At 61.2% G+C, this 26,058-nt stretch carries 22 protein-coding genes; 13 read left to right on the top strand and 9 right to left on the bottom strand.

The window, feature by feature from the left end; translation table 11 throughout:
- Positions 1-161 precede the first annotated feature (161 nt).
- The 5 genes from prpF to QF039_RS04020 all read right to left on the bottom strand — a co-directional run bounded on the left by prpF (position 162) and on the right by QF039_RS04020 (position 6,966).
- Positions 162-1,352: a 2-methylaconitate cis-trans isomerase PrpF gene (gene prpF / locus QF039_RS04040; protein ID WP_307517045.1), complete on the bottom strand. Its 1,191-nt coding sequence runs from the start codon at positions 1,350-1,352 to the stop codon at positions 162-164.
- A gap of 42 nt (positions 1,353-1,394) precedes the next feature.
- Positions 1,395-3,989 (bottom strand): Fe/S-dependent 2-methylisocitrate dehydratase AcnD, encoded by a 2,595-nt coding sequence (gene acnD / locus QF039_RS04035; protein ID WP_102368357.1) that lies wholly within the window; start codon positions 3,987-3,989, stop codon positions 1,395-1,397.
- A gap of 205 nt (positions 3,990-4,194) precedes the next feature.
- Positions 4,195-5,322 carry a 2-methylcitrate synthase gene (gene prpC / locus QF039_RS04030; RefSeq protein ID WP_008432675.1) on the bottom strand — a complete coding sequence of 376 codons (1,128 nt, stop codon included), beginning with the start codon at positions 5,320-5,322 and terminating at the stop codon, positions 4,195-4,197.
- A gap of 40 nt (positions 5,323-5,362) precedes the next feature.
- The gene (gene prpB, locus QF039_RS04025) at positions 5,363-6,256 is read right to left on the bottom strand and encodes a methylisocitrate lyase (protein WP_003214976.1); all 894 of its coding nucleotides are present in this window, start codon (positions 6,254-6,256) and stop codon (positions 5,363-5,365) included.
- Positions 6,253-6,966 (bottom strand): GntR family transcriptional regulator, encoded by a 714-nt coding sequence (locus QF039_RS04020; protein WP_008432676.1) that lies wholly within the window; start codon positions 6,964-6,966, stop codon positions 6,253-6,255. Before QF039_RS04020 ends, prpB begins: the two co-directional genes overlap by 4 nt.
- Before the next feature lie 272 nt (positions 6,967-7,238).
- Here QF039_RS04020 and QF039_RS04015 point away from each other — a divergent pair, with 272 nt between their 5' ends.
- The 6 genes from QF039_RS04015 (at position 7,239) to QF039_RS03990 (ending at position 12,528) form a co-directional block, all read left to right on the top strand.
- Positions 7,239-7,772, top strand: coding sequence for an ATP-dependent zinc protease (locus QF039_RS04015; protein WP_023659091.1), 534 nt, complete (start codon positions 7,239-7,241; stop codon positions 7,770-7,772).
- A 5-nt stretch (positions 7,773-7,777) separates the two neighbouring features.
- Positions 7,778-9,310: an inactive transglutaminase family protein gene (locus QF039_RS04010; RefSeq protein ID WP_003214971.1), complete on the top strand. Its 1,533-nt coding sequence runs from the start codon at positions 7,778-7,780 to the stop codon at positions 9,308-9,310.
- Entirely contained in the window at positions 9,310-10,296 is a 987-nt protein-coding gene (locus QF039_RS04005; protein WP_003214969.1) for an alpha-L-glutamate ligase-like protein, read from the top strand. Before QF039_RS04010 ends, QF039_RS04005 begins: the two co-directional genes overlap by 1 nt.
- Positions 10,297-10,301: 5 nt before the next feature.
- Complete coding sequence (pabB, locus tag QF039_RS04000) at positions 10,302-11,642, top strand: aminodeoxychorismate synthase component I (protein WP_307517044.1); 1,341 nt, start codon at positions 10,302-10,304, stop codon at positions 11,640-11,642.
- Positions 11,643-11,869: 227 nt separating this feature from the next.
- Positions 11,870-12,172, top strand: a complete 303-nt coding sequence (locus QF039_RS03995; protein WP_003214964.1) for a type II toxin-antitoxin system HigB family toxin — start codon at positions 11,870-11,872, stop codon at positions 12,170-12,172.
- Positions 12,172-12,528, top strand: a complete 357-nt coding sequence (locus QF039_RS03990) for a type II toxin-antitoxin system HigA family antitoxin (RefSeq protein ID WP_307517043.1) — start codon at positions 12,172-12,174, stop codon at positions 12,526-12,528. The genes QF039_RS03995 and QF039_RS03990 overlap by 1 nt, the downstream gene beginning before the upstream one ends.
- 103 nt (positions 12,529-12,631) lie before the next feature.
- On the opposite strand, the gene thrH is transcribed toward QF039_RS03990, so the two are convergent.
- The gene (gene thrH / locus QF039_RS03985; RefSeq protein ID WP_102368354.1) at positions 12,632-13,249 is read right to left on the bottom strand and encodes a bifunctional phosphoserine phosphatase/homoserine phosphotransferase ThrH; all 618 of its coding nucleotides are present in this window, start codon (positions 13,247-13,249) and stop codon (positions 12,632-12,634) included.
- A 152-nt stretch (positions 13,250-13,401) separates the two neighbouring features.
- Here thrH and QF039_RS03980 point away from each other — a divergent pair, with 152 nt between their 5' ends.
- The 3 genes from QF039_RS03980 to QF039_RS03970 all read left to right on the top strand — a co-directional run bounded on the left by QF039_RS03980 (position 13,402) and on the right by QF039_RS03970 (position 16,760).
- Positions 13,402-14,136, top strand: coding sequence for a phosphoadenylyl-sulfate reductase (locus QF039_RS03980; protein WP_003214958.1), 735 nt, complete (start codon positions 13,402-13,404; stop codon positions 14,134-14,136).
- Positions 14,137-14,488: 352 nt separating this feature from the next.
- Positions 14,489-16,018, top strand: coding sequence for an NCS1 family nucleobase:cation symporter-1 (locus tag QF039_RS03975; RefSeq protein WP_307517042.1), 1,530 nt, complete (start codon positions 14,489-14,491; stop codon positions 16,016-16,018).
- Positions 16,019-16,031: 13 nt separating this feature from the next.
- On the top strand, positions 16,032-16,760 hold the full coding sequence (locus tag QF039_RS03970; RefSeq protein ID WP_008432690.1) for an aspartate/glutamate racemase family protein: 729 nt from the start codon (positions 16,032-16,034) through the stop codon (positions 16,758-16,760).
- Between the two features lie 118 nt (positions 16,761-16,878).
- Here the strand turns inward: QF039_RS03970 and QF039_RS03965 are convergent, their stop codons facing one another.
- A complete protein-coding gene (locus tag QF039_RS03965; RefSeq protein ID WP_102605104.1) occupies positions 16,879-17,802 on the bottom strand; it encodes a LysR family transcriptional regulator in 924 nt (307 codons plus the stop codon).
- 114 nt (positions 17,803-17,916) lie between these two features.
- Between QF039_RS03965 and QF039_RS03960 the strand changes: the two genes are divergently transcribed.
- A complete protein-coding gene (locus QF039_RS03960) occupies positions 17,917-18,663 on the top strand; it encodes a 3-oxoacyl-ACP reductase family protein (RefSeq protein WP_307517041.1) in 747 nt (248 codons plus the stop codon).
- Between the two features lie 120 nt (positions 18,664-18,783).
- Positions 18,784-22,254, top strand: a complete 3,471-nt coding sequence (locus QF039_RS03955; RefSeq protein ID WP_003214948.1) for a PAS domain-containing hybrid sensor histidine kinase/response regulator — start codon at positions 18,784-18,786, stop codon at positions 22,252-22,254.
- A 102-nt stretch (positions 22,255-22,356) separates the two neighbouring features.
- Here QF039_RS03955 and rmuC read toward each other — a convergent pair whose 3' ends face one another.
- Together rmuC and QF039_RS03945 are read right to left on the bottom strand one after the other, a co-directional pair.
- Positions 22,357-23,721, bottom strand: coding sequence for a DNA recombination protein RmuC (gene rmuC, locus QF039_RS03950; RefSeq protein ID WP_173406092.1), 1,365 nt, complete (start codon positions 23,719-23,721; stop codon positions 22,357-22,359).
- A 175-nt stretch (positions 23,722-23,896) separates the two neighbouring features.
- A complete protein-coding gene (locus QF039_RS03945) occupies positions 23,897-24,220 on the bottom strand; it encodes a sel1 repeat family protein (protein ID WP_307517040.1) in 324 nt (107 codons plus the stop codon).
- A gap of 846 nt (positions 24,221-25,066) precedes the next feature.
- Here QF039_RS03945 and QF039_RS03940 point away from each other — a divergent pair.
- Both QF039_RS03940 and QF039_RS03935 read left to right on the top strand, forming a co-directional pair.
- Positions 25,067-25,291 (top strand): hypothetical protein, encoded by a 225-nt coding sequence (locus QF039_RS03940; protein ID WP_003214941.1) that lies wholly within the window; start codon positions 25,067-25,069, stop codon positions 25,289-25,291.
- A gap of 265 nt (positions 25,292-25,556) precedes the next feature.
- Positions 25,557-26,039 carry a hypothetical protein gene (locus tag QF039_RS03935; protein ID WP_087695206.1) on the top strand — a complete coding sequence of 161 codons (483 nt, stop codon included), beginning with the start codon at positions 25,557-25,559 and terminating at the stop codon, positions 26,037-26,039.
- Positions 26,040-26,058 lie beyond the last annotated feature (19 nt).

Genomic DNA, 26,058 nt, shown 5'->3' with positions numbered 1-26,058 from the left:
TACTCCAAAGTGGGTTAGGTGTGGTCCATCCTCAGGGTCAGGGTGTTCGTTCCCACGCTCTGCGTGGGAATGCCGCCTTGGACGCTTCGCGTCCCGTACGGCGCAAGGGTGACGCAGAGCGTCACGGGATGCATTCCCACGCAAAGCGTGGGAATGATCGGTTAGAAAGAGTCGCCGGGGACGCGTACGAACCCTTCCATCAACACTCTCGCACTGCGGCTCATGATGGCTTTTTTCACGACCCATTCACCGTCGACCTGGCTGGCCTCGGCGCCTACGCGCAACGTCCCGGAGGGATGCCCGAACCGCACCGCATTGCGCTCCACGCCGCCCGCCGCCAAATTCACCAGCGTGCCGGAAATCGCCGCCGCCGTGCCAATCGCCACCGCCGCCGTGCCCATCATCGCGTGGTGCAACTTGCCCATGGACAGCGCCCGCACCAGCAGGTCGACATCACCCGCCTTGATCGCCTTGCCGCTGGACGCCACGTAGTCCGCAGGCCGCGCCACAAACGCCACCTTCGGCGTGTGCTGACGCTGGGCCGCTTCGTCCAGGTGTTTGATCAAGCCCATGCGCAGCGCACCATGGGCGCGGATGGTTTCAAACATCGCCAGGGCCTTGGGGTCGCCATTGATCGCGCCCTGCAACTCGGTGCCGGTGTAACCCAGGTCCTGGGCGTTGATGAAGATGGTGGGAATCCCGGCGTTGATCAGCGTCGCCTTGAATGTGCCGACACCCGGCACGTCCAGGTCATCCACCAGGTTGCCGGTAGGGAACATCGAGCCACCGCCGCCCTCTTCTTCCGCCGCCGGGTCCATGAATTCCAGCTGCACCTCGGCGGCCGGGAAGGTCACGCCGTCGAGTTCGAAGTCGCCGGTTTCCTGCACCGCACCGTCGGTGATCGGTACGTGAGCGATGATGGTCTTGGCGATATTCGCCTGCCACACCCGCACCACGGCCACGCCGTTGTGCGGAATGCGCGCGGCATCTACCAGGCCGGCGCTGATGGCGAACGAACCCACCGCCGCCGACAGGTTGCCGCAGTTGCCACTCCAGTCCACGAACGGTTTGTCGATGGACACCTGGCCGAACAGGTAGTCCACGTCGTGATCGGCGCGGGTGCTTTTGGCCAGGATCACGGTTTTGCTGGTGCTGGAAGTCGCGCCGCCCATGCCGTCGATTTGCTTGTCATACGGGTCGGGGCTGCCGATCACCCGCAACAACAACGCATCCCGCGCCGCGCCCGGCACCTGGGCCGACTCGGGCAAATCCTTGAGGCTGAAAAACACGCCTTTACTGGTGCCGCCACGCATGTAGGTGGCGGGAATCTTGATCTGCGGTACGTGTGCCATGGTGGTCCTCATGGGCCGGGGCGTTGACCCCGGCCGCAGTTATCAGGCAGTTACAGCCGATTCCAGGAAGTCCTGGGCAAAACGTTGCAACACGCCGCCCGCCTCGTAGATCGACACTTCTTCAGCCGTGTCCAGCCGGCAGGTCACCGGCACCTCGACACGCTCGCCGTTCTTGCGGTTGATCAGCAACGTCAGTTGCGCACGCGGGGTGCGTTCGCCGATCACGTCGTAGGTTTCCGTGCCGTCGATCTTCAGGGTCTTGCGGTCGGTGCCCGGCAGGAACTCCAGCGGCAGCACGCCCATGCCCACCAGGTTGGTGCGGTGGATGCGCTCGAAACCTTCGGCGGCAATCGCTTCAACACCGGCCAGGCGTACGCCCTTGGCCGCCCAGTCCCGGGACGAACCCTGGCCGTAGTCGGCGCCGGCAATGATGATCAGCGGCTGCTTGCGCTCCATGTAGGTTTCGATGGCTTCCCACATGCGCGTGACCTTGCCTTCCGGCTCCAGGCGCGCCAGCGAACCCTGCTTGACCTTACCGTCTTCAACCACCATTTCATTGAACAGTTTCGGGTTGGCGAAGGTGGCGCGCTGCGCGGTCAAGTGGTCGCCACGATGGGTCGCGTAAGAGTTGAAGTCGACTTCCGGCAGGCCCATTTTCGCCAGGTATTCGCCGGCGGCGCTGTCGAGCATGATCGCGTTGGACGGCGACAGGTGATCGGTGGTGATGTTGTCCGGCAGCACCGCCAGCGGGCGCATGCCCTTGAGCGGACGTGCACCGGCCAGGGCACCTTCCCAGTACGGCGGGCGACGGATGTAGGTGCTCTGCGGGCGCCAGTCGTACAGCGGCGTGACCTTCGGGCCGGTGTCTTCGTGGATCGCGAACATCGGGATGTACACCTGGCGAAACTGCTCCGGCTTGACCGACGCCTTGACCACCGCGTCGATTTCTTCGTCGCTTGGCCAGATGTCCTTGAGGCGGATTTCCTTGCCATTGGCGTCCAGGCCCAGCACGTCTTTTTCGATGTCGAAACGGATGGTGCCGGCAATCGCATAGGCCACCACCAGCGGCGGCGACGCGAGGAACGCTTGCTTGGCGTACGGGTGGATACGGCCGTCGAAGTTGCGGTTACCCGAAAGCACGGCGGTGGCGTACAGGTCGCGGTCGATGATCTCTTGCTGGATCACCGGGTCGAGTGCGCCGGACATGCCGTTGCAGGTGGTGCAGGCGAACGCCACGACACCAAAACCGAGTTGCTCCAGCTCGGTGGTCAGCCCGGCTTCGTCGAGGTACATCGCCACGGTTTTCGAACCCGGTGCCAGGGACGACTTGACCCATGGCTTGCGGGCCAGGCCGAGCTTGTTGGCATTGCGTGCCAGCAGGCCGGCGGCAATCACATTGCGCGGGTTGCTGGTGTTGGTGCAACTGGTGATGGCGGCGATGATCACCGCGCCGTCGGGCATTTGCCCCGGCACGTCATCCCACTGGCCGGAGATGCCCTTGGCCGCCAGGTCGCTGGTGGCGACGCGGGCGTGGGGGTTGCTCGGGCCGGCCATGTTGCGCACCACCGAGGACAAATCGAAGCTCAGGCCACGCTCGTATTGCGCGCCCTTGAGGTCGTCCGCCCACAGGCCGGTGTGGCGAGCGTACTGCTCCACCAGGGTGACTTGCTCGTCTTCACGACCGGTGAGTTTCAGGTAGGCGATGGTCTGTTGGTCGATGTAAAACATCGCGGCGGTGGCGCCATATTCCGGGGCCATGTTGGAGATGGTGGCGCGGTCGCCCAGAGTCAGCGCCGAAGCACCTTCACCGAAGAACTCCAGCCACGCACCGACGACCTTCTGCTTGCGCAGGAACTCGGTCAGCGCCAGCACCATGTCGGTGGCGGTGATGCCCGGTTGCAGCTTGCCCGTCAGCTCCACGCCAACACTTTCCGGCAGGCGCATCCACGAGGCGCGGCCGAGCATCACGCTCTCTGCTTCAAGGCCGCCAACGCCGATGGCGATCACGCCCAAGGCATCAACGTGAGGCGTGTGGCTGTCGGTGCCGACGCAGGTATCCGGGAAGGCCACGCCGTCACGTACCTGGATCACCGGAGACATTTTCTCCAGGTTGATCTGGTGCATGATGCCGTTGCCCGGCGGGATCACGTCGACGTTCTTGAAGGCCTTTTTGGTCCACTCGATAAAGTGGAAACGGTCTTCGTTGCGACGGTCTTCGATGGCGCGATTTTTCTCGAACGCCTGCGGGTCAGAACCACCGGCTTCGACGGCCAGGGAGTGGTCGACGATCAGTTGGGTCGGCACCACCGGGTTGACCTGGGCCGGGTCACCGCCTTGCAGGGCGATGGCGTCGCGCAGGCCGGCAAGGTCCACCAGGGCGGTCTGGCCGAGGATGTCGTGGCATACCACGCGGGCCGGGAACCATGGGAAATCGAGGTCGCGCTTGCGCTCGATCAGTTGGCTCAGGGACGCGTTGAGGGTCGCCGGGTCACAGCGACGCACCAGGTTTTCCGCGAGCACGCGGGAGGTGTACGGCAGTGTGGCGTAGGCGCCGGGGGTGATTGCATCGACTGCCGCGCGGGCGTCAAAGAAATCGAGGCGGCTGCCGGGGAGCGGTTTGCGGTGTTCAGTGTTCATAGGCTGGGACTCAGTCACGGTTAGGTGTACAGCAAAAACCTGTGGCGTTGGCCTGGATGAACACGGTCCCTGTGGGAGCCGGGCTTGCCCGCGATGCAGGCACCTCGGTGTGTCAGTTACACCGAGGTGATGCTATCGCAGGCAAGCCAGCTCCCACATTGAACCGGTTCCGATCCTGAAAACCGGCGCCTCAGATTCCCACCACTCAGCGACGTTCGATTGGCACGAACTTGCGCTGCTCAACGCCGATGTACTCGGCGCTCGGACGGATGATGCGGTTGTTGGCACGCTGTTCAAATACATGCGCGGCCCACCCTGTAAGCCGCGAGCAGACGAAAATCGGGGTGAACAGCTTGGTCGGGATGCCCATGAAGTGGTACGCCGAGGCATGGTAGAAGTCGGCGTTGGGGAACAGTTTCTTCTGCTCCCACATGGTCTTGTCGATGGCTTCGGAAACCGGGAACAACACGGTGTCGCCCACTTCGTCCGCGAGTTTTTTCGACCAGGCCTTGATCACCTCGTTACGCGGGTCGCTGTCTTTATAGATCGCGTGGCCAAAGCCCATGATCTTGTCCTTGCGCGCCAGCATGCCGAGGGTGCCTTCCACCGCTTCCTGGGCGGAAGAGAAACGCTCGATCATCTCCATCGCCGCTTCGTTGGCACCACCGTGCAACGGGCCACGCAGGGAGCCGATGGCGGCGGTGACGCAGGAATACAGGTCCGACAGGGTCGACGCGCACACGCGGGCGGTGAAGGTCGAGGCGTTGAATTCGTGCTCGGCGTAGAGAATCAGCGACACGTTCATCACCTTGACGTGCAAGTCGCTGGGCTTCTTGTCGTGCAGCAGGTGCAGGAAGTGCCCGCCGATGCTCGGCTCGTCGGTCACGCAGTTGATGCGCTGGCCGTCGTGGCTGAAGCGGTACCAGTAGCACATGATCGCCGGGAACGCGGCCAGCAGGCGGTCGGTCACGTCGCGCTGCACGGAGAAGTCTTTCTCCGGCTCGATATTGCCCAGGAACGAGCAACCGGTGCGCATCACGTCCATCGGGTGCGCGTCGGCGGGGATGCGTTCCAGCACTTCTTTCAGCGCCTGGGGCAGGTCGCGCAGTTTGCCGAGCTTGGCGGTGTAGGCGGCCAGTTCGGCTTTGGTCGGCAGTTCGCCGTAGAGCAGCAGGTAGGCGACTTCTTCAAACTGGGCATCGGCGGCGAGTTCGCGCACGTCGTAGCCGCGATAGGTCAAGCCGGCACCGGCCTGGCCCACGGTGGACAGTGCGGTCTGCCCGGCAACCTGGCCACGCAGGCCAGCTCCACTGAGTACTTTTGCTTCGGCCATGGTTATCTCCAATCTTGTAGTTATTAGTGAGGCGCTCGCGTTACTTCTTGGCGGCGAACAGCGCGTCGAGCTTCTGCTCGAAGGTGTGGTAGTCGATGCGATCATAAAGCTCCATGCGGGTTTGCATGGTGTCGATCACGTTCTGCTGGGTGCCGTCGCGACGGATCGCGGTGTAGACATTCTCGGCCGCCTTGTTCATGGCGCGGAAGGCCGAGAGCGGGTACAGGACGATGGAAACATCCGCAGATTTCAGTTGATCGACGGTATAGAGAGGTGTCGCACCGAATTCGGTGATGTTGGCCAGGATCGGCGCTTTCACGCGAGAGGCGAACAGCTTGTACATCTCAAGCTCAGTGATGGCTTCCGGGAACACCATGTCGGCACCGGCCTCAATGCAGGCGGCCGCACGTTCCAGGGCGGATTCCAGACCTTCCACGGCCAGTGCGTCGGTGCGGGCCATGATCACGAAGCTGTCATCGGTACGCGCATCCACCGCAGCCTTGATGCGGTCGACCATTTCCTGCTGGGACACGATTTCTTTGTTCGGGCGATGGCCACAACGCTTGGCGCCCACCTGGTCTTCGATATGGATCGCCGCCGCGCCGAACTTGATCATCGACTTGACGGTGCGCGCCACGTTGAACGCGGAGGAGCCGAAACCGGTGTCCACGTCCACCAGCAGCGGCAGGTCGCACACGTCGGTGATGCGGCGCACGTCCGTCAGCACGTCATCCAGGCCGGTGATGCCCAGGTCCGGCACACCGAGGGAGCCGGCAGCCACCCCGCCACCCGACAGGTAGATCGCCTTGAAGCCGGCGCGCTTGGCCAGCAGCGCATGGTTGGCGTTGATCGCGCCGACTACCTGCAACGGGTGCTCGCTGGCAACCGCGTCACGGAAACGCTGGCCTGGAGTGGTGTTGTTATTGGAACTCATGACTCACCTCGTGATTGGGGAGCGCCGTCCGGGAAGTGACGGGCAATGTTGCGTTTGGAGGCGCCGATATGCCGGCGCATCAACAACTCGGCCAGTTCACCGTCGCGATCGGCAATCGCGTCAAGAATGCGGTGATGCTCGGCAAAGGCCTGGCGTGGACGATTGGGGGTGGCGGAGAACTGGATGCGGTACATGCGCACCAACTGATACAGCTCGCCGCACAACATTTGGGTCAGGGTGCGGTTACCGGCGCCTTGAATTATCCGGTAATGAAAATCGAAGTCGCCTTCCTGCTGGTAGTAGCCGACACCGGCCTGGAAGGCCGCATCGCGCTCGTGGGTGTGCAACACCTGGCGCAGCTCTTCGATCTCGGCGTCGGTCATGCGCTCGGCGGCCAGGCGGCAGGCCATGCCTTCCAGGGATTCGCGGATTTCGTAGAGTTCGATCAGTTCTTCATGGCTCAACGAGACCACTCGCGCGCCCACATGGGGGATGCGCACCAGCAGGCGCTGGCCTTCCAGGCGATGAATCGCCTCGCGCAGCGGGCCACGGCTGATGCCATAGGTGCGCGCCAGTTCCGGCTCGGAGATCTTGCTGCCGGGGGCGATTTCGCCCTTGACGATGGCGGCCTGGATACGCCGGAAGACGTTCTCGGACATGGTCTGGGAATCGTCTTGGGCCATCACTGGGGTTTCCAGTTGATCCAGCATATTGTCGACACCTTTAAAAGCAATGCCGCAAAAACTAGCCAATCAGCCCCGGATAGTCAAAGAATAAATACACATTGTCGACAATCGTCTAATAACCCGCCTTGCACTCTATCGGGGCATGGCCGGCTGCCAGCGCTGGCGCCAGAAAACCTTCATGTTAGAATGCCGGCCACTTTTGCCTCACATCCCTGGATGAAAAGGCGCACGAGGGAGCTTGCGCAGCAATGCCAGTCGCCTTGAATTGAACATCGCACTGCACCGCGTCAGGATTTATGAGACTCAAGCCCTTCCCCCTTTTGCTTCTACTGTTTATCCCGGGCCTTGGCGTTGCTGCCGAGAAGACCGTTTATGGACTCAATGAATACGCCAAGTTGGCCGGCATTGACCTGGAAGTGGCCGCCAAGCTCGACACCGGCGCCAAGACCGCGTCCTTGAGCGCCCGCGACATCAAGCGCTTCAAGCGCAACGGCGAGTCCTGGGTGCGCTTCTACCTGGCCATCGACACCGCACACTCCCACCCCATCGAGCGTCCCCTGGCCCGCGTTAGCAAGATCAAGCGCCGCGCCGGTGACTACGACCCCGATGAAGACAAGAACTACACCGCCCGTCCAGTCATCGCCCTGGACATCTGCATGGGCACCGCTTTACGCAGTATCGAAGTGAACTTGACTGACCGCAGCGCCTTCCAATACCCGTTGCTGATCGGCTCCGAAGCGCTGAAACGCTTTGATGCGCTGGTCGACCCCAGTCTTAAATACGCGGCGGGCAAACCTGCCTGCGCCTCCGACGCTCATACCGCTGAGTAATTTGAATGCGCTCTCTTAATCTGCACCTGAAAATCCTGATCGCCGTTTTGGTGGTCTTGGGCATTTCGGTCACCGCCTATCAGATTTTCGTGCTGGGGATTCCCGTCACCGAGGACGCCACCGACGACCTGTGGAACATCGACGCCAAGGTCGAGTTCGTCGCCAGCGCCAAGGACCCGGTGAAAATCCAGATGTTCGTGCCGCCCCTGAGCCGCGACTTCGTCAGCCTGAATGAAAGCTTTATCTCGAATAACTACGGCGTCAGCGTCAATCGCCTCGACGGCAACCGCAAGGTCACCTGGTCGGCACGCCGGGCCAAGGGCAACCAGACCCTCTACTACCGCCTGGTGCTGACCAAGCGTTACAGCGGTGAAAAGGTCAAGGTCAAGGGCCCGACCTTCCGCGACAGCATCGCCGTCGAAGGCCCGGAAAAAATCGCCGCCGAAGCCCTGCTGGCGCCGATCCGCCAGCACTCGGCCGACGTCGAGACCTTTATCAGCGAAGCCATCAAGCGCACCAACAACCTCAACGACGACAACGTGAAGCTGCTGCTGGCGGGCGACCCGTCGACGCCGCACAAGGCCAAGATCGTCGAGTTGCTGCTGTCCATCGCCCACGTGCCGGTGGAAAAGGTCCACACCATCCGCCTGGTGGCCGACCAGCCGCAAACCCCGGAACTCTGGCTGCGCAGCTTCAACGGTAATGACTGGCTGTACTTCAACCCCGACACCGGCGAGCAAGGCCTGCCGGCCGACCGCCTGCTGTGGTGGACCGGTGATGAAAACCTGATCACCGTCGACGGCGGCAAGAAGGCCATGGTGACCTTCAGCCTCAACAACAGCGAAATGAACGCGATTCGCCTGGCCAAGCTGACGGACGAAAACACCGACGCCAACTTCCTCGAGTACTCGCTGTACGGCCTGCCGCTGCAAACCCAGCAGACCTTCATGATCATGGTGATGATCCCGATTGGCGTGCTGGTGATCCTGATCCTGCGCAACCTGATCGGCCTGCAGACCCTAGGCACGTTTACCCCGGTGCTGATTGCCCTGGCGTTCCGCGAGACACAGCTGGGCTTCGGGATTGTGCTGTTCACCATTATTACGGCGCTGGGGCTGTCGCTTCGGTCTTACCTGGAACACTTGAAGCTGCAGATGCTGCCGAGGCTCTCGGTGGTGCTGACCTTCGTGGTGGTGCTGATCGCCGCCATCAGTCTGTTCAGCCACAAGCTCGGCCTGGAGCGCGGGTTGTCGGTGGCACTGTTCCCGATGGTGATCCTGACCATGACCATCGAACGCCTGTCGATCACCTGGGAAGAACGCGGTGGCGGCCATGCGATGAAAGTCGCGATCGGCACGCTGTTCGCCGCGTCCCTGGCGCACATCATCATGAGCGTGCCGGAACTGATCTACTTCGTGTTCACCTTCCCGGCGATCCTGTTGATCCTGGTGGGCTTCATGCTGGCCATGGGTCGTTATCGCGGCTACCGCCTGACCGAACTGGTGCGTTTCAAGGCCTTCCTCAAGGCTGACTCGTAATGTTCGGCTTCTGGAAGACCTGGAAGGCCCTGGAAGCGCGGGGGATCATGGGCATCAACCGGCGAAATGCCGACTACGTGCTCAAGTACAACAAGCGCAGCCTGTATCCGATCGTCGATGACAAGATCATCACCAAGGAACGGGCCATGGCCGCCGGCATCCACGTGCCGGAAATGTACGGGGTCATTTCCACCGAGAAGGAAATCGACAAGCTCGACGAGATCATCGGCGGGCGCAGCGACTTCGTGATCAAGCCGGCCCAGGGCGCCGGCGGTGACGGTATCCTGGTGATCGCCGACCGTTTTGAAGGGCGCTATCGCACGGTCTCCGGCAAGATCATCAGCCATGAAGAAATCGAGCATCAGATTTCCAGCATCCTCACCGGCCTGTATTCCCTCGGCGGCCACCGTGACCGCGCGCTGATCGAATACCGGGTGGTGCCTGACCAGATCTTCAAAAGCATCAGCTACGAAGGCGTACCGGACATCCGCATCATTGTGCTGATGGGCTACCCGGTGATGGCCATGCTGCGCTTGCCCACCCGCCAGTCCGGCGGCAAGGCCAACCTGCACCAGGGCGCGATTGGCGTGGGTGTCGACCTCGCCACCGGCCTGACCCTGCGCGGCACCTGGCTGAACAACATCATCACCAAGCACCCCGACACCACCAATGCGGTGGACGGCGTGCAACTGCCCAACTGGGACGGTTTCATGAAGCTCGCCGCCGGCTGCTACGAGCTGTGCGGCCTGGGCTATATCGGCGTGGACATGGTGCTGGACCAGGAAAAGGGTCCGTTGATCCTGGAACTTAACGCTCGCCCGGGGCTGAACATCCAGATTGCCAACGACTGCGGCCTGACCTTGCGCACCCATGCCGTGGAGGCTCGACTGGAAGAGCTGAAGGCGGCGGGCGTGACGGAAACACCGGAGGAACGGGTTAAGTTTGTGCAGGAAATGTTTGGGCATATTCCGGCGGTCGAGGGATAAACCCAGTGACCTGCTCCGTACACCCGCTGCCCTACCGGGCCAACCCTGCCGAATACTTTGCAGCAATCCGCCATGCGCCCGGCGCGGTGCTGCTGGACAGTGGCCGACCGGCGGCCGAGCGCGGCCGTTATGACCTGCTGAGCGCCTGGCCCGAGACGACCCTGGCGGTACTGCCCGACGAAAGCGGCAGTGATTTCCTGCAGCGCCTGCGGGAAAACCTGACGTTGCTGGGTGAAGCCACGATCCCCGCGCCCTACGAACTGCCGTTTGCCGGCGGCCTCATCGGCTACCTGAGCTACGACTTCGGTCGTCATCTTGAGCACCTGCCGCACCTGGCGGTGGACGACCTGCACCTGCCGGATGCGCGCTTTGGCCTGTACGCCTGGGCCTTGATCAGCGATCACCAGGCGCAGACCAGCCAACTGGTGTTCCACCCCAAACTGGAGGAAAGCGAACGGCAACGCCTGATTACCTTGTTCGGTCAGCCGACCATCAGCGCATCGGCCACCTTCAAGCTGCAAAGCCCAATGGCTCCGGACGTGACAGCCGACACCTACAAACATGCACTCGCCCGCATCCAGGATTACATCCAGGCGGGTGACTGCTACCAGGTCAACTTTGCCCAACGCTTCCGCGCCCCATGCGTCGGCGACCCGTGGGTTGCCTATTGCGCCCTGCGCGCAGCCTGCCCGACGCCGTTTTCCGGGTTCCAGAGCTTGCCGGATGATGGCGCGGTATTGAGTTTATCGCCGGAACGCTTCGTCAAAATCAGCCAGCGCCAGGTGGAAACCCGCCCGATCAAGGGCACCCGGCCAAGGGGGGCGACGCCCGAGGAAGATGCAGCCAACGCCGCTGAATTGCTGGCCAGCCCCAAGGATCGTGCCGAAAACCTGATGATCGTCGACCTGCTGCGCAACGACCTGGGTCGCACCTGCCGTACCGGCTCGGTGAAAGTGCCGGAGTTGTTCAGCCTGGAAAGCTATCCCAACGTGCATCATCTGGTGAGCAGCGTCACCGGTGAGCTGGCGGACGACAAAGACGCCCTCGACCTGATCGCCGGCAGCTTCCCCGGCGGCTCCATCACCGGCGCACCGAAGATTCGCGCGATGCAGATCATCGACGAGCTGGAGCCGACCCGGCGCGGGTTGTATTGCGGTTCGCTGGTGTATCTGGACGTGCGCGGCGAGATGGACAGCTCCATCGCCATTCGCAGCCTGTTGGTCAAGGATGGTCAGGTGTGCTGCTGGGGCGGCGGCGGGATTGTCGCGGACTCGGAGTGGCAGGCGGAGTATCAGGAGTCGATGACCAAGGTGCGGGTGTTGTTACAAACCTTGGAAAGCCTGTAGCACGCAGCCCTCCCTGGCTCTGCGACGCGGAGCCAGGCAGCAGAAAAGACCTGAATCAGTACCGAAGTAGACGGGGTCGAAGCCGGAGGATAGCGTCCGGTTTCAACCGTCCACCAGCCGTCTGTGAAGGATCACATGAAACGACTGCCTACTTGTCAGGAAAGATTTCCGAGATTGCATCTGCCCTCAACCGCACCTATCATCTCCCGAATTGGGAGGTTGCAGCGATGCGGATAATCGCTCTGTCTGCCCTACGAATATTCTGGGAAAACCACCCTGGTTGCATGGATGCCAAAACGCCGCTGGTCGAGCTGTATCGCCATATGGAAAAAGCTGTTTACCCAACCCCTCAGGCCCTCAAGGCAGAGCTAAGGACAGCGAGCATTCTCAAAGGGGGCAGGGTTGTGTTCAACATAGGCGGCAACAAGTATCGAGTGATCATGGCGATCAATTATCAGCGACAGCTTGCGTTCATACGCTTCGTGGGGACCCACGCGCAGTACGATCAGATCAATGCGGAGACCGTGTGATGAACATCAAACCCATTCATTCCCAGGAAGACCTGACCGCTGCGCTCGCGCGCGTCGAACAGCTATGGGAAGCGGAAATCGGCTCGCCCGAGGGTGACGAGCTGGAAATTCTCGCGATACTTATCGAAAAGTACGAAGCGGAGCATTATCCAATGCCGCCATCGGACCCCGTGGAAGCGATTAGATTTCGAATGGAGCAGCTAGGCCTGACCGCCCGTGACCTGGAGCCTTTCATAGGTCCGAGCGGGCGGGTTTCCGAAGTGTTGAATCATAAGCGCAAGCTGAGCTTGTCGATGATCAAACGCCTGCATGAAGGCTTGCGCATTCCTTATGAGAGTTTGCTGGCAGGGGTCTAGGCTGTGCAGTGGCCATACCGGCCCCATCGCGGGCAAGCCCGGCTCCCACATGGGAGCGCGGTCAACATGTGGGAGCTGGCTTCCATCAGCCACACCCAATAACTTACAGGCTCAACTGCCGATTCGACGCCTTGATGAACTCTTTCTTCAAATCCTCAAACGTATGCACCGCCGGGAACTGCGGGAACTCGCGAATCACGTTCTCCGGCGCGTGGAACAGGATCCCACGGTCGGCCTCACCCAGCATGGTGGTGTCGTTGTAGGAATCACCAGCGGCAATCACGCGGTAGTACAGGGTTTTGAAGGCCAGCACCGACTGACGCTTGGGATCTTTCTGACGCAGCTGGTAGCTCACCACCCGGTCACTCTCGTCGGTGATCAACCGGTGGCACAGCAAGGTCGGGAAACCCAGTTGGCGCATCAGCGGCTGGGAGAACTCATAGAAGGTGTCAGACAGGATCACCACCTGGAAGCGCTCGCGCAGCCAATTGACGAACTCGATGGCGCCGTCCAGCGGCTTGAGGGTGGCGATCACTTCCTGGATGTCGGAGAGCTTCAGCCCATGCTCATCAAGAATGCGCAGGCGCTGTTTCATCAGCACGTCGTAGTCGGGGATGTCCCGGGTGGTGGCCCGCAAGGATTCAATACCGGTTTTTTCGGCGAAGGCGATCCAGATTTCCGGAACCAGCACCCCTTCCAGGTCGAGACAGGCAATTTCCACAAGACACTCCCATTTAAAGTTATTGAGTTGAGCGAGCAAAAGGACTGCCGAACTCTAGCGATTCACGCTGGCCGCCGCAACGCAGGCGGGATTTTGTTACCATCGCCCCCCTATAGAGCGCTCAGCGCCACTGACCTGTAGGAACCGTCCTGATGAACCAAGCCTTCGACGTCGCTGAACTCGCCGCGACTTACGCCAACAAATCCGCCCAGGACATTCTCAAGCTGGCCTTCAGCCAGTTTGGCGACGACCTGTGGATCTCTTTCAGCGGTGCCGAGGACGTGGTGCTGGTCGACATGGCCTGGAAGCTGAACAAGAACGTCAAGGTGTTCAGCCTCGACACCGGTCGCCTGCACCCGGAGACCTACCGGTTTATCGAGCAGGTGCGTGAGTTCTACAAGATCGACATCGAACTGATCTCGCCGGACCAGAGCAAGCTGGAACCCTTCGTCAAGGAAAAGGGCCTGTTCAGTTTCTACAAGGACGGCCATGGCGAGTGCTGTGGCGTGCGCAAGATCGAACCGCTGCGCCGCAAGCTGTCCGGTGTGAGCGCCTGGGCCACCGGCCAGCGCCGCGACCAGAGCCCCGGCACCCGCAGCCAGGTGGCCGCGTTGGAAATCGATACGGCTTTTTCCACCCCGGAACGCACCCTGTACAAGTTCAACCCGCTGGCGCAGATGACCAGTGAGGAAGTATGGGGTTACATCCGCATGCTGGAGTTGCCGTACAACAGCCTGCACGAGCGCGGTTTTATCAGCATCGGCTGTGAGCCGTGCACCCGTCCGGTACTGCCGAACCAGCACGAACGCGAAGGCCGTTGGTGGTGGGAAGAAGCAACCCAAAAAGAATGCGGGTTGCACGCCGGGAACATCATCAGCAAGGCGTAACGCCTGAGCCAGAATCCTGTACACAGAAATGTCACCATCGGTGCCATTTTTGTGTGCACTTATAAAATCCTGCACCGAAAAGTTACATCCTCCCTCGTCACACCTCTACTTAAATCCCCGCCCCTCTCTGCGCTACAAAATAAATAGCTGTTCAAACGGTCAATTTATATCGCTTTAAATTCAGCCGGTTATTTCCAATCACGCTAAAAATCAAATCGCCGTGTATTTCATCCGGCGAAAATCTGGCACGCATGTGGCTTAAGGCAAAACACACTTTGTATACAATTAATAAAAAAGATACATACACTTTGACATCAGCCGCTCTCCTGCTGATGTCCAGGAGCCTGCCGGAATGCGTACAAGTCTCTCCAATAACATCGCACTGGATCTGCCCTCCTCCACCCTGAACCCCGAGGCCACTAGCCCCGGCCCGTTGGTCCTCAGCCCGCGCCTGCACAACAAGGACCTGGCGCCTACCAAGGCCGAAGGCCGGCGCTGGGGCCGCTACAGCATCTTTGCCTTGTGGACCAACGATGTGCACAACATCGCCAACTACTCCTTCGCCATCGGCCTGTATGCGCTGGGCCTGGGTGGCTGGCAGATTCTGCTGTCCCTGGGGATCGGCGCGGCGCTGGTGTACTTCTTCATGAACCTGTCGGGCTATATGGGGCAGAAGACCGGCGTACCGTTTCCAGTGATCAGCCGCATCAGTTTTGGCATCCATGGTGCGCAGATTCCGGCACTGATTCGTGCGGTGATCGCGATTGCCTGGTTCGGGATACAGACCTACCTGGCCTCGGTGGTTTTCCGCGTGCTGTTGACGGCGGTTCATCCAGGTTTTGCCGACTACGACCACAACTCGATCCTCGGCCTGTCCACCCTGGGCTGGGCGTGTTTTGTGGCGATCTGGTTTGTGCAGCTCGCCATCCTCGCCTATGGGATGGAGATGGTGCGCCGCTATGAAGCCTTCGCCGGGCCGGTGATTCTGCTGACAGTAGCGTCCCTGGCCGGCTGGATGTATTTCCAGGCGGACGGCCACATTGCCTGGGCCATTCGCGAGCCGCTGACCGGTGGTGAGATGTGGCGCAATATCTTTGCCGGCGGCGCGCTGTGGCTGGCGATCTACGGCACGCTGATCCTGAATTTCTGCGACTTCGCCCGCTCCTCGCCGTGCCGCAAGACCATCAAGGTCGGCAACTTCTGGGGCCTGCCGGTGAATATCCTGGTGTTCGCGGCCATCACCGTGCTGCTGTGCGGCGGGCAGTTCCACCTCAATGGCCGGGTGATCGAGAGCCCCACGGAAATCATTGCGGCGATTCCGAATACGTTCTTCCTGGTGCTGGGCTGCCTGGCGTTCCTGATTGTGACCGTGGCGGTGAATATCATGGCCAACTTCGTCGCGCCGGCCTTTGTGCTGAGCAACCTGGCGCCCAAGTACCTGAACTTCCGCCGCGCCGGGCTGATCAGCGCCACCGTGGCGGTGTTGATCCTGCCGTGGAACCTCTACAACAGCCCGCTGGTGATCGTGTATTTCCTCTCGGGGCTCGGCGCACTGCTGGGGCCGTTGTACGGGGTGATCATGGTCGACTACTGGTTGATCCGCAAAAGCCAGGTGGACGTGCCGCAGTTGTATAGCGAAGACCCGAATGGCGCTTATTACTACAGCCGCGGAGTCAATCTGCGGGCGGTGGCGGCGTTTATTCCTGCGGCGGTGATCGCCATTCTCCTCGCCCTGCTGCCCGGTTTCGCCCTTGTCTCGCCGTTCTCCTGGCTGATTGGCGCCGGTATTGCAGGGCTGCTGTACCTGCTGTTCGCCAAGCGCCAGCCGTACTACGCCGATGTGAGCGGCGAAAGCATTGCAGTCGATAACGTCAGTCATTAAGTAAGGACATTCCATGCGCATCCTTGTGGTCAACGTCAACACCACCGAGTCCATCACCGAGGCCATCGCCAAACAGGCACGGGCGGTGGCGTCCCCCGGCACCGAGATCGTCGGCCTGACTCCGTTTTTCGGTGCCGAATCGGTGGAAGGCAATTTCGAAAGCTACCTGGCGGCCATCGCGGTGATGGACCGGGTGATGGCCTACGACCAGCCGTTCGATGCGGTAATCCAGGCCGGCTACGGCGAACATGGCCGCGAAGGCTTGCAGGAGTTGCTCAACGTGCCGGTGGTGGACATCACCGAAGCGGCCGCCAGCACCGCGATGTTCCTCGGACATGCCTACTCCGTGGTGACGACTCTGGACCGCACCGTGCCGCTGATTGAGGACCGGCTGAAACTGGCCGGCTTATATCAGCGGTGCGCGTCGGTACGGGCCAGCGGCATGGCGGTATTGGAACTGGAGGAAGACCCGCTGCGGGCCATGGAGGCCATCGTGCGCCAGGCTGAATTGGCGATCAGCGAAGACAAGGCCGAAGTGATCTGCCTGGGCTGCGGCGGCATGGCCGGGCTGGATGAGCAGATTCGCTACCGCACGGGTGTGCCGGTGGTGGACGGTGTGACCTCGGCGGTCACCATTGCCGAAGGCCTGGTGCGGTTGGGACTGTCGACCTCGAAGATCCGCACGTTTGCGACGCCGAGGCCGAAGAAAGTGATCGGCTGGCCCGGAAAGTTCGGACACTGAAGATCCAGAATGTGGGAGCGGGCTTGCTCGCGAAAGCGGTGGATCAGTCGATGCATGTGGTGACTGTCACACCGCCTTCGCGAGCAAGCCCGCTCCCACACTTTGATCCCCACAAGGATCAAATGGCGCTGAACCGCCGCCCCAACTCGCGTTCGACAAACTGCTCCAGGATGAAATCCACAAACGCCCGGGTCTTGCCGGGCAGCAGCTTGTGTTCGGCGTAGTACAGCGAGATGTTGCCGTCGTCGACGTACCAGTCGGGCAGCACTCGCACCAGTTGGCCGCTGTCCAGATACGGCACCGCCATCGGCATGCTGACCAGCGCAATCCCCAGGCCCTGGGCACTGGCGCAGCAGGCAGCGCCCGAGTCGCTCATGGTCATGCGCGGCTTGAGCACCAGCGGGCGTTGTTCGCGCGTGCGGTGGGTGAGTTGCCACGAACGCACGCGGCCGGTTTGCGGTGAGCGGATCAGGATGCCGTTGCACACAGACAAGTCCTCGGGTGCGACCACCGGCTTGCGTTTGGCGAGGTATTCCGGTGAGGCCAGCAGGATCCGGTGCGCCGGCGCCAGCTTGCGCGCGACCACGCCCTGGGGCAGCTCAAAACCACCGCCGATCGCGGCATCGAAACCCTGGCCGATCAGGTCCACCTGGCGGTTATCAAAATGCCAGTCGGGGTTGATATCAGGAAAGCGCTTTAGAAACTCCCCCAGCAACGGCACCACATAACGGTTGCCGAACACCGTGCCCATGCTCACTTTCAGCGTGCCCACTGGCCGCCCTTCGGCACTGGCCAGGTTAGCCACGGCGTTTTGAATGGTGGTGAGGCTGCCGCTGACTTCTTCGAGGAAGAGCTTGCCTGCCTCAGTCAGCGTCAGGCGCCGGGTACTGCGCTGGAACAGCCTTACACCCAGGCGCGCCTCCAGCTTGGCCACGCTTTTGCCCACGGCGGCCGGCGTCAGGCTCAGGTGCCGGGCAGCCTCGGCAAAACTGCCGCCTTCGGCGCTGCGCACAAAGCATTCGATACTGCCAAAGCTTTCCATATCGCCCCACTCTAAACTTTTGGTTTACACAGACTATAGCAATCACGGTCTACCGGGCGCGCCGGGTGAGGTCGATACTCGACTCCAACCTCAACACACCTTTTGGAGAACGACATGACCACACAAAACCTCAGCGGCAAAGTCGCCTTGATCCAGGGCGGTTCCCGCGGTATCGGCGCCGCCATCGTCAAGCGCCTGGCCGCACAGGGCGCTGCCGTCGCCTTTACCTACGTCAGTTCGGCTGCCAAGGCTGAAGCGTTGCAGAACAGCGTGATCAGCCAAGGCGGCAAAGCCCTGGCGATTCATGCCGACAGCGCCGACGCAGACGCCATCCGCAGCGCCGTCAACGCCACCGTCGAAGCGTTCGGGCGCCTGGATATCCTGGTCAACAACGCAGGCGTGCTGGCCGTCGGCCCGCTGGAAGATTTCAAGCTGGAAGACTTCGACCGCACCCTCGCCATCAACGTACGCAGCGTATTTGTCGCCACCCAGGAAGCCGCGCAGCACATGGGCGAAGGTGGCCGCATCATCAACATCGGCAGCACCAATGCCGATCGCATGCCGTTTGCCGGTGGCGGCCCGTACGCCATGAGCAAATCGGCGCTGGTCGGCCTGACCAAAGGCCTGGCCCGCGACCTGGGCCCACGGGGCATCACCATCAATAACGTGCAGCCAGGCCCGGTGGACACCGACATGAACCCGGCAAGCGGTGATTTCGCCGAAAGCCTGATCGGCTTCATGGCCGTGGGCCGTTATGGCCATGTAGAAGAGATCGCCAGTTTCGTCGCCTATCTGGCAGGCCCTGAGGCCGGCTACATCACCGGCGCCAGCCTGACCATCGACGGCGGTTTCGGCGCCTGAACCAACGCTGCGACATCACACCACGCTCCGACCTTGGTCGACACTGACTAACGCCAAGCATCATGCGAGACTGTTCGCCCGGGCCGGGAATGCCCGGGCGTTCTTATGTCTGGAGTTCTCATGACGCTGTCCAGCGGGCTGATCGCCGCCGTTGCCCTGGCCTATATGGCCATTATGTTTGCCATCGCCTTTTACGGTGACCGTCGCCATGCGCCGCTGCCGCCGCGGATGCGTGCCTGGGTGTATAGCCTGTCGCTGGCGGTGTATTGCACCAGTTGGACATTCTTTGGTGCCGTAGGCCAGGCGGCCGAACAGTTGTGGGCGTTTTTACCGATCTACCTGGGGCCGGTGCTGCTGCTGGTGCTCGCGCCGTGGGTCCTGCAGAAGATGGTGCTGATCAGCAAGCAGGAAAACATCACCTCCATCGCCGACTTTATCGCCGCCCGTTACGGCAAATCCCAATCCCTCGCGGTGGTGGTGGCGCTGATCTGCCTGGTGGGCGTCCTGCCTTATATAGCCTTGCAACTCAAAGGCATCGTGCTGGGGGTGAACCTGCTGATCGGCGCCAGCGCCGACACCACGGGCACCCGCTCCCAGGACACGGCGCTGATCGTGTCGCTGGTATTGGCGTTGTTCACCATTGTGTTCGGTACCCGCAACCTGGACGCCACGGAACACCACCGCGGCATGGTGCTGGCGATTGCCTTTGAATCCTTGGTCAAGCTGTTCGCGTTTCTCGCCGTCGGTGCGTTTGTGACCTACGGCCTGTACGACGGTTTCGACGATTTGTTCAGCCAGGCGATGCTCGCGCCACGGCTGGAGGAATACTGGAAAGAGACTGTCAACTGGCCCTCGATGGTGGTGCAGACCGGCGTCGCGATGATGGCGATCATCTGCCTGCCCCGGCAGTTCCATGTCACCGTGGTGGAAAATATCGACCCCCAGGACCTGCGCCTGGCCAAGTGGGTATTCCCGGCCTACCTGATCCTGGCCGCCCTGTTTGTCATCCCGATTGCCCTCGGCGGGAAGATGCTGCTGCCGGGCTCGGTATTACCGGACTCCTACGTGATCAGCCTACCGTTGGCCGAAGCCCATCCGGCGCTCGCCGTGCTGGCGTTTATCGGCGGCGCCTCGGCGGCTACGGGCATGGTGATCGTCGCGAGCATCGCCCTGTCGACCATGGTCTCCAACGACATGCTGCTGCCCTGGCTGCTGCGCCGTTCCAGTGCCGAGCGGCCGTTCGAAGTGTTCCGTCACTGGATGCTGTCGGTACGCCGGGTGAGCATTGTCATCATCCTGCTGCTGGCTTACGTCAGTTACCGGCTGCTGGGGTCCTCCGCCAGCCTTGCAACCATTGGCCAGATTGCCTTTGCCGCCGTGACCCAACTGGCACCGGCGATGCTCGGCGCGCTGTATTGGAAACAGGCCAACCGACGCGGAGTATTTGCCGGGCTGGCGGCGGGTACGTTCCTGTGGTTCTACACCTTGGTCCTGCCGGTCACCGCGAAAAGTCTGGGCTGGTCGTTCAGCCTTTTCCCGGGCATGACGTGGCTGCATTCGCACCCGCTGGGCTTGTCTGTAACTTCTCTGACGCTGGGCACCGTATTTTCCCTGGCGGGTAACTTCACGTTGTTCGTGTGGGTCTCGATGCTGTCCCGCACGCGCGTGTCGGAACATTGGCAGGCCGGGCGTTTTATCGGCCAGGAAATCAGCCAGCGGGCCAGCGCTCGCTCGATGCTTTCGGTGCAGATCAACGACTTGCTCAGCCTGGCAGCGCGGTTTGTCGGTGAAGAACGGGCGCACCAGAGTTTTGTGCGCTTCGCCTATCGGCAAGGCAAAGGTTTCAACCCCAACCAGAACGCCGACAATGACTGGATTGCCCACACCGAACGCCTGTTGGCCGGTGTACTCGGGGCTTCATCGACCCGCGCAGTGGTGAAAGCCGCCATTGAAGGCCGGGAAATGCAACTGGAGGACGTAGTACGCATCGCCGACGAGGCGTCGGAAGTGCTGCAGTTCAACCGGGCATTGCTGCAAGGCGCCATCGAAAACATCACCCAGGGCATCAGCGTGGTCGACCAGTCCCTGCGGCTGGTGGCGTGGAACCGGCGGTACCTGGAGCTGTTCAATTACCCCGAAGGCCTGATCAGTGTGGGCCGGCCGATAGCCGACATCATTCGCTACAACGCCGAGCGCGGGCTGTGCGGCCCGGGCGAGGCCGAAGTACACGTGGCGCGTCGCCTGCACTGGATGCGCCAGGGCCGTGCGCATACCTCCGAGCGGCTGTTTCCCAATGGCCGGGTGATCGAACTGATCGGCAACCCGATGCCGGGTGGCGGGTTTGTGATGAGCTTCACCGACATCACCGCGTTCCGCGAAGCCGAGCAGGCGTTGACCGAGGCCAATGAAGGCCTGGAACAGCGGGTGACCGAGCGAACCCACGAACTGTCGCAACTCAACGTCGCGCTGACCGATGCCAAGGGCGTGGCCGAGACCGCCAGCCAGTCGAAAACCCGGTTCCTCGCAGCGGTCAGTCACGACTTGATGCAACCGTTGAACGCCGCAAGATTGTTCTCTGCTGCCCTCTCCCATCAGAACGACGGCATGTCGCCGGATGCCCGGCAGTTGGTGCAGCATCTGGACAGTTCGTTGCGTTCGGCGGAAGACCTGATCAGCGACCTGCTGGATATTTCGCGCCTGGAAAACGGCAAGATCAATCCGCAGCGCCAGCCCTTCGTGCTCAATGAACTGTTCGATACGCTGGGCGCCGAGTTCAAGGCGCTGGCTCAGGAGCAGGGTTTGCGTTTCCGTCTGCGGGGCAGTCGTTTGCGGGTGGACAGTGACATCAAGTTGCTGCGGCGGGTGTTGCAGAATTTCCTCACCAACGCATTCCGGTACGCCGACGGGCCGGTGCTATTGGGTGTGCGGCGCCGTCGCGGCGAGTTGTGCCTGGAAGTGTGGGACCGTGGTCCCGGGATTCCCCAGGACAAGCAAAAAGTCATCTTCGAGGAATTCAAACGCCTGGACAGTCACCAGACCCGTGCCGAGAAAGGCCTGGGACTGGGCCTGGCGATTGCCGATGGCCTGTGCCGCGTGCTCGGGCACCGCTTGAGCGTGCGTTCATGGCCGGGCAAAGGCAGCGTGTTCAGCGTGCGTGTGCCGTTGGCGCGCACTCAGGTCAGCGCGCCTGCCAAGCCGGCGCAGGAAAGCGGCCAGCCGTTGAGCGGGGCGCAGGTGCTGTGTGTGGATAATGAAGAAAGCATCCTGATCGGCATGCGCAGTTTGCTCACGCGCTGGGGCTGTGAAGTCTGGACCGCCCGCGACCAGGCGCAATGTGCCGCGTTGCTGGCCGAGGGTGTGCGGCCGCAACTGGCCCTGGTGGATTACCACCTCGACCACGGGGAAACGGGCACCGAGTTGATGGGTTGGCTGCGGGCGCAATTGGCAGAGCCGATTCCGGGTGTGGTGATCAGTGCCGACGGGCGGCCGGAGATGGTGGCCCAGGTGCATGCGGCAGGGTTGGATTACCTCGCCAAACCGGTGAAGCCGGCGGCGTTGCGGGCCTTGTTGAGCCGGCACCTGCCGCTTTAGCCCATGTGGGAGCTGGCTTGCCTGCGATGGCATCGCCTCGGTGTATGCGGAGGAACGAGGTGTCTGCATCGCAGGCAAGCCAGCTCCCACAGAGACCGGTGACTATTCTGGCAACTGCGCCACGCCGTCTTCATCGGTCATCGCCCGTTCCAGCAAGTCGGCCGGCAGGCTTTTGCTGGCGCGGGCGCCGAGCAGCTTCAGTTGCTCGGTACGGCTCACCAGGTTTCCGCGTCCGTCGGTCAGCTTGTTGCGCGCCGCACTGTAGGCTTTATCCAGCTGCTGCAGGCGGTTGCCTACCTCGTCCAGGTCCTGGATAAACAGCACGAACTTGTCGTACAGCCAACCGGCGCGCTCGGCAATTTCCCGGGCGTTCTGGCTTTGCCGTTCCTGTTTCCACAGGCTGTCGATCACCCGCAAGGTGGCCAACAGCGTGGTCGGGCTGACGATCACGATGTTGCGGTCGAAGGCTTCCTGGAACAGGTTCGGCTCGGCTTGAAGCGCCGCCGAAAATGCGGCTTCGATGGGCACGAACAGCAGCACGAAATCCAGGCTGTGCAGGCCTTCCAGACGCTTGTAGTCCTTGCCGGCCAGACCTTTGACGTGGTTGCGCAAGGACAGTACGTGCTGCTTGAGGGCTGCCTGGCCGATCGCCTGGTCGTCCTCGGCGACGTACTGTTGATAGGCGGTCAGGCTGACCTTGGAGTCCACCACTACCTGCTTGTCCCCCGGCAGCATGATCAACACGTCGGGCTGGAAGCGTTCGCCGTCCGGGCCCTTGAGGTTTACCTGGGTCTGGTACTCGCGGCCCTTTTCCAGACCGGCATGTTCCAGCACCCGCTCCAGGATCAACTCGCCCCAGTTGCCCTGGGTTTTCTGGCCCTTGAGGGCGCGGGTCAGGTTGGTGGCTTCATCGGACAGGCGCAGGTTCAGCTGTTGCAGGCGCTCCAGCTCCTTGGCCAGGGAGAACCGCTCGCGGGCTTCGCTCTGGTAGCTTTCTTCGACGCGCTTTTCGAACGACTGGATGCGCTCCTTGAGCGGGTCGAGCAATTGGCCGAGGCGCTGCTGGCTGGTTTCGGCGAAGCGTTGCTCGCGCTCGTCGAAGATCTTCCCGGCGAGTTCAGCGAACTGCGCGCGCAGCTCATCACGGGAACCTTGCAGGTCGCTGAGGCGTTGCTGATGGCTTTCCTGTTGCTCGCGCAATTCGGCGCGCAGGGACGCGGACAAGGCATCCAGGCGGCGTAGTTCGGTTTCCTTGGCGGAACGGTCGAGGTTCCAGGCGTGGGCGGCGTCGCGAGCGTTGTCACGGTCGATCTGCAGCAGTTCGACTTCCCGGCGCACGGCGGCCAGATCAGCCTGTTTGGCAGCGTTGGCCTGGCTCAGGTCGCTGATTTCGTCACGGCTGGCGTCCAACTGCGCGGCGAGCCCTTCCTGGGCCAGTTGCGCGGTGGCCAGGCGCTCTTCGAGCAATTCCCAGCCGGCCATTCGCGCGCTCAGTCGGCGCTGAATCTGCCAGCACAGGCCCAACAGCGGCAATCCAGCAGCGGCGAGACCCAGCACAACACTGGTCCAGTCAAAAGCCATAGCGATTCCTGCCGTCACCCGAAAAGAAGAAGGTTAACCAAGCCAGCGCATTGAGGACAGCTCAGTCTTCGATCTGGCCCAGTTCACGCTGAGCGATGCGGTCGCCGGCGCGGGCTGCCTGGCGCAGCAGTTCGTGGCCGATACGGCGGTCGCGGGCATTGCCGCACTCGCGGCACATCAACTGGCCCAGACGGCTTTGCGCCACCACCACGCCAGCACGAGCCGGTTGCTTGAGCAAATGCCCTGCAAAATGTTTGACGTTGGGGCTGTGGCCCAGGCGCGGGCTGTCGAGCAACCACAAGGCAACTTTCAGGGAAAAACGCTTGGGTGCGGTAACAACCTGAGGGCTGTCGGTAACAGAAGATGATACTGAGCGAAACTTCATAAAGCACTGTGGGACAGAACGGAAGGCGCGCCACTCTACTCTTTTTTTCGTACAGGTAAAGCTGAAAAAAGCCTGCACGCCCGTTCTAGAGCAAGCGCTTGGGACAATCCACAGAAGCTGTGGATAACTCAGTGGACAACCGTTCTGTAAGTCCCGCAAAGGCCCATGGAACGGGGGCCGCAGTCAAACTGACGATTTTTTCACCAATAAAAAAAAGCTCGATTTTTCATTGACTTAAATTTTAGTTGCAGGCACCCGGGCGCTTTGCGGGGCGTATGTCAGTTCAGTTACACAGGGCGCCACCAATGTGCACAACTACCCACTCGCCGGTTATATCAACCGCGTTTTTTGCTCAGGCAGCGGCTAAGGAATGTTACCGCAGGCCCAGGACCCGAAAAGTTTTTTGCCTATCACACTTCCTTTCATCGTTTCAATCCGTTACTATCCGCGGCGTTAGTACCAAGCTGAAAGTCAATTCTGGTCGAACAACTCCCTCACGGCACCGCCGACAAAAAGGGATCGACCACCTCGATGGTTTCCAGGTATCACTTGCGACGACACGGCCTTTGAACAATGCAAAGGGTGTCGCGAAGTTTCCATACTCTGTCCGAACCAACCTGCAAATTGATCAGGATCTTCACCCCGGGCCCAGAACCTTTGCCCCTGTTGTGTTGCCTGCCCTCCTAAGTACCTACCTGCCAGCCCAAGCGCGCCAACTTAATAGCGCTTCAAACTGGCTGCTTTGTTCCAGTCGGGTTCTTCGTTCGATCAATGGTGATCAACGTCACTGGAACGTTTTAACGTTGCACGGTTCTTAACCGTGTCATTTGTAGGAACACCAATAATATGTCCACTCAAATCCACACTCAGGATGCCATTCGCACCCTCACCAACGCTTTTGCACCAATGAACTGCCTGATCATGGCCGCTCGCAAAGGCTGCTTCAGCTTTACCCTGGTCAACGAACACGGCATCGCTCGTCACAGCGAACGCCTGTACCCCGATCAATACTCCAGCGCAGAACCGCTGCAGGCCGTGATCGATCGTACTCGCCAGGCACTGGTTGCCTGATCGACCCGAATCGCTGAAACACAAAAACCCCGGTTAAAACCCGGGGTTTTTTATTGCCTGAAATTCAGGCGCGCTAAGTTTAAATTGATATAAACGATATAACTAAATGATGAAAATATTTTAAAAACAGTCCTTTACATCGTAAATATGACACTACACTTCAACTCAAGCGGCATGATCCGCTTCCGGCGGACCTGAGATCCGATTCACCGCTGCCAAGCCCTCGCTCAGGTATCGCCGATTAATTTCATGGATTGAGGCATTTATGGGCATCGCCGCCAGCGAATTGTGTCGTTATGTGATCCGGCCCACCCTGCTTTACCTGGGTCGCCATAACCAGACGGCTGAATCCCTGCTGCTGGGCATCGCCGCCAGCCAGTCGGCACTCGGTTCAGCCCTGCACGACCGCCGCGGCCATGGCCTCTACAGCATCACCGAGCCGCGTCATCGCGCGCTGTGGGATAACTACCTGGCGCTGGACCCCGAGCGCGCCAGCCTGGTACGCGGACTCGCCAGCCAGCATGCCTTCCTCAGCGGGCCGCAGCTTGAGCTGACGGTCAACCTGCGTTACGCCACCGCCATCGCCTGGCTGCTGGTGGAACAACACCGCCCAAACCTGCCACCGGCCGACGACGTATTGGCGATGGCACGTATCTGGAAAGAAATATTTCACCCTCAAGGCCGGCTCCGGGATTTCACCCAGGCCTGGCAAACCTGTGTTTCACCCATGAATCACGTCGCCTGTTGACCGGGCGATTTGCAAGATT

The sequence above is a fragment of the Pseudomonas sp. W2I6 genome, from assembly GCF_030815935.1.
Taxonomy (GTDB): domain Bacteria; phylum Pseudomonadota; class Gammaproteobacteria; order Pseudomonadales; family Pseudomonadaceae; genus Aquipseudomonas.
Note: the sequence above shows the minus strand (reverse complement) of the source record. Positions and strands in the feature narration are given on the sequence as shown.

Bases quoted from the DNA above. Each gene is read 5' to 3' on its own strand.
- prpF (WP_307517045.1), bottom strand. From the start codon at position 1,352: ATGGCACACGTACCGCAGATCAAGATTCCCGCCACCTACATGCGTGGC.
- acnD (WP_102368357.1), bottom strand. From the start codon at position 3,989: ATGAACACTGAACACCGCAAACCGCTCCCCGGCAGCCGCCTCGATTTC.
- prpC (WP_008432675.1), bottom strand. From the start codon at position 5,322: ATGGCCGAAGCAAAAGTACTCAGTGGAGCTGGCCTGCGTGGCCAGGTT.
- prpB (WP_003214976.1), bottom strand. From the start codon at position 6,256: ATGAGTTCCAATAACAACACCACTCCAGGCCAGCGTTTCCGTGACGCG.
- QF039_RS04020 (WP_008432676.1), bottom strand. From the start codon at position 6,966: ATGCTGGATCAACTGGAAACCCCAGTGATGGCCCAAGACGATTCCCAG.
- QF039_RS04015 (WP_023659091.1), top strand. From the start codon at position 7,239: ATGAGACTCAAGCCCTTCCCCCTTTTGCTTCTACTGTTTATCCCGGGC.
- QF039_RS04010 (WP_003214971.1), top strand. From the start codon at position 7,778: ATGCGCTCTCTTAATCTGCACCTGAAAATCCTGATCGCCGTTTTGGTG.
- QF039_RS04005 (WP_003214969.1), top strand. From the start codon at position 9,310: ATGTTCGGCTTCTGGAAGACCTGGAAGGCCCTGGAAGCGCGGGGGATC.
- QF039_RS03995 (WP_003214964.1), top strand. From the start codon at position 11,870: ATGCGGATAATCGCTCTGTCTGCCCTACGAATATTCTGGGAAAACCAC.
- QF039_RS03990 (WP_307517043.1), top strand. From the start codon at position 12,172: ATGAACATCAAACCCATTCATTCCCAGGAAGACCTGACCGCTGCGCTC.
- QF039_RS03980 (WP_003214958.1), top strand. From the start codon at position 13,402: ATGAACCAAGCCTTCGACGTCGCTGAACTCGCCGCGACTTACGCCAAC.
- QF039_RS03975 (WP_307517042.1), top strand. From the start codon at position 14,489: ATGCGTACAAGTCTCTCCAATAACATCGCACTGGATCTGCCCTCCTCC.
- QF039_RS03970 (WP_008432690.1), top strand. From the start codon at position 16,032: ATGCGCATCCTTGTGGTCAACGTCAACACCACCGAGTCCATCACCGAG.
- QF039_RS03965 (WP_102605104.1), bottom strand. From the start codon at position 17,802: ATGGAAAGCTTTGGCAGTATCGAATGCTTTGTGCGCAGCGCCGAAGGC.
- QF039_RS03960 (WP_307517041.1), top strand. From the start codon at position 17,917: ATGACCACACAAAACCTCAGCGGCAAAGTCGCCTTGATCCAGGGCGGT.
- QF039_RS03955 (WP_003214948.1), top strand. From the start codon at position 18,784: ATGACGCTGTCCAGCGGGCTGATCGCCGCCGTTGCCCTGGCCTATATG.
- QF039_RS03945 (WP_307517040.1), bottom strand. From the start codon at position 24,220: ATGAAGTTTCGCTCAGTATCATCTTCTGTTACCGACAGCCCTCAGGTT.
- QF039_RS03940 (WP_003214941.1), top strand. From the start codon at position 25,067: ATGTCCACTCAAATCCACACTCAGGATGCCATTCGCACCCTCACCAAC.
- QF039_RS03935 (WP_087695206.1), top strand. From the start codon at position 25,557: ATGGGCATCGCCGCCAGCGAATTGTGTCGTTATGTGATCCGGCCCACC.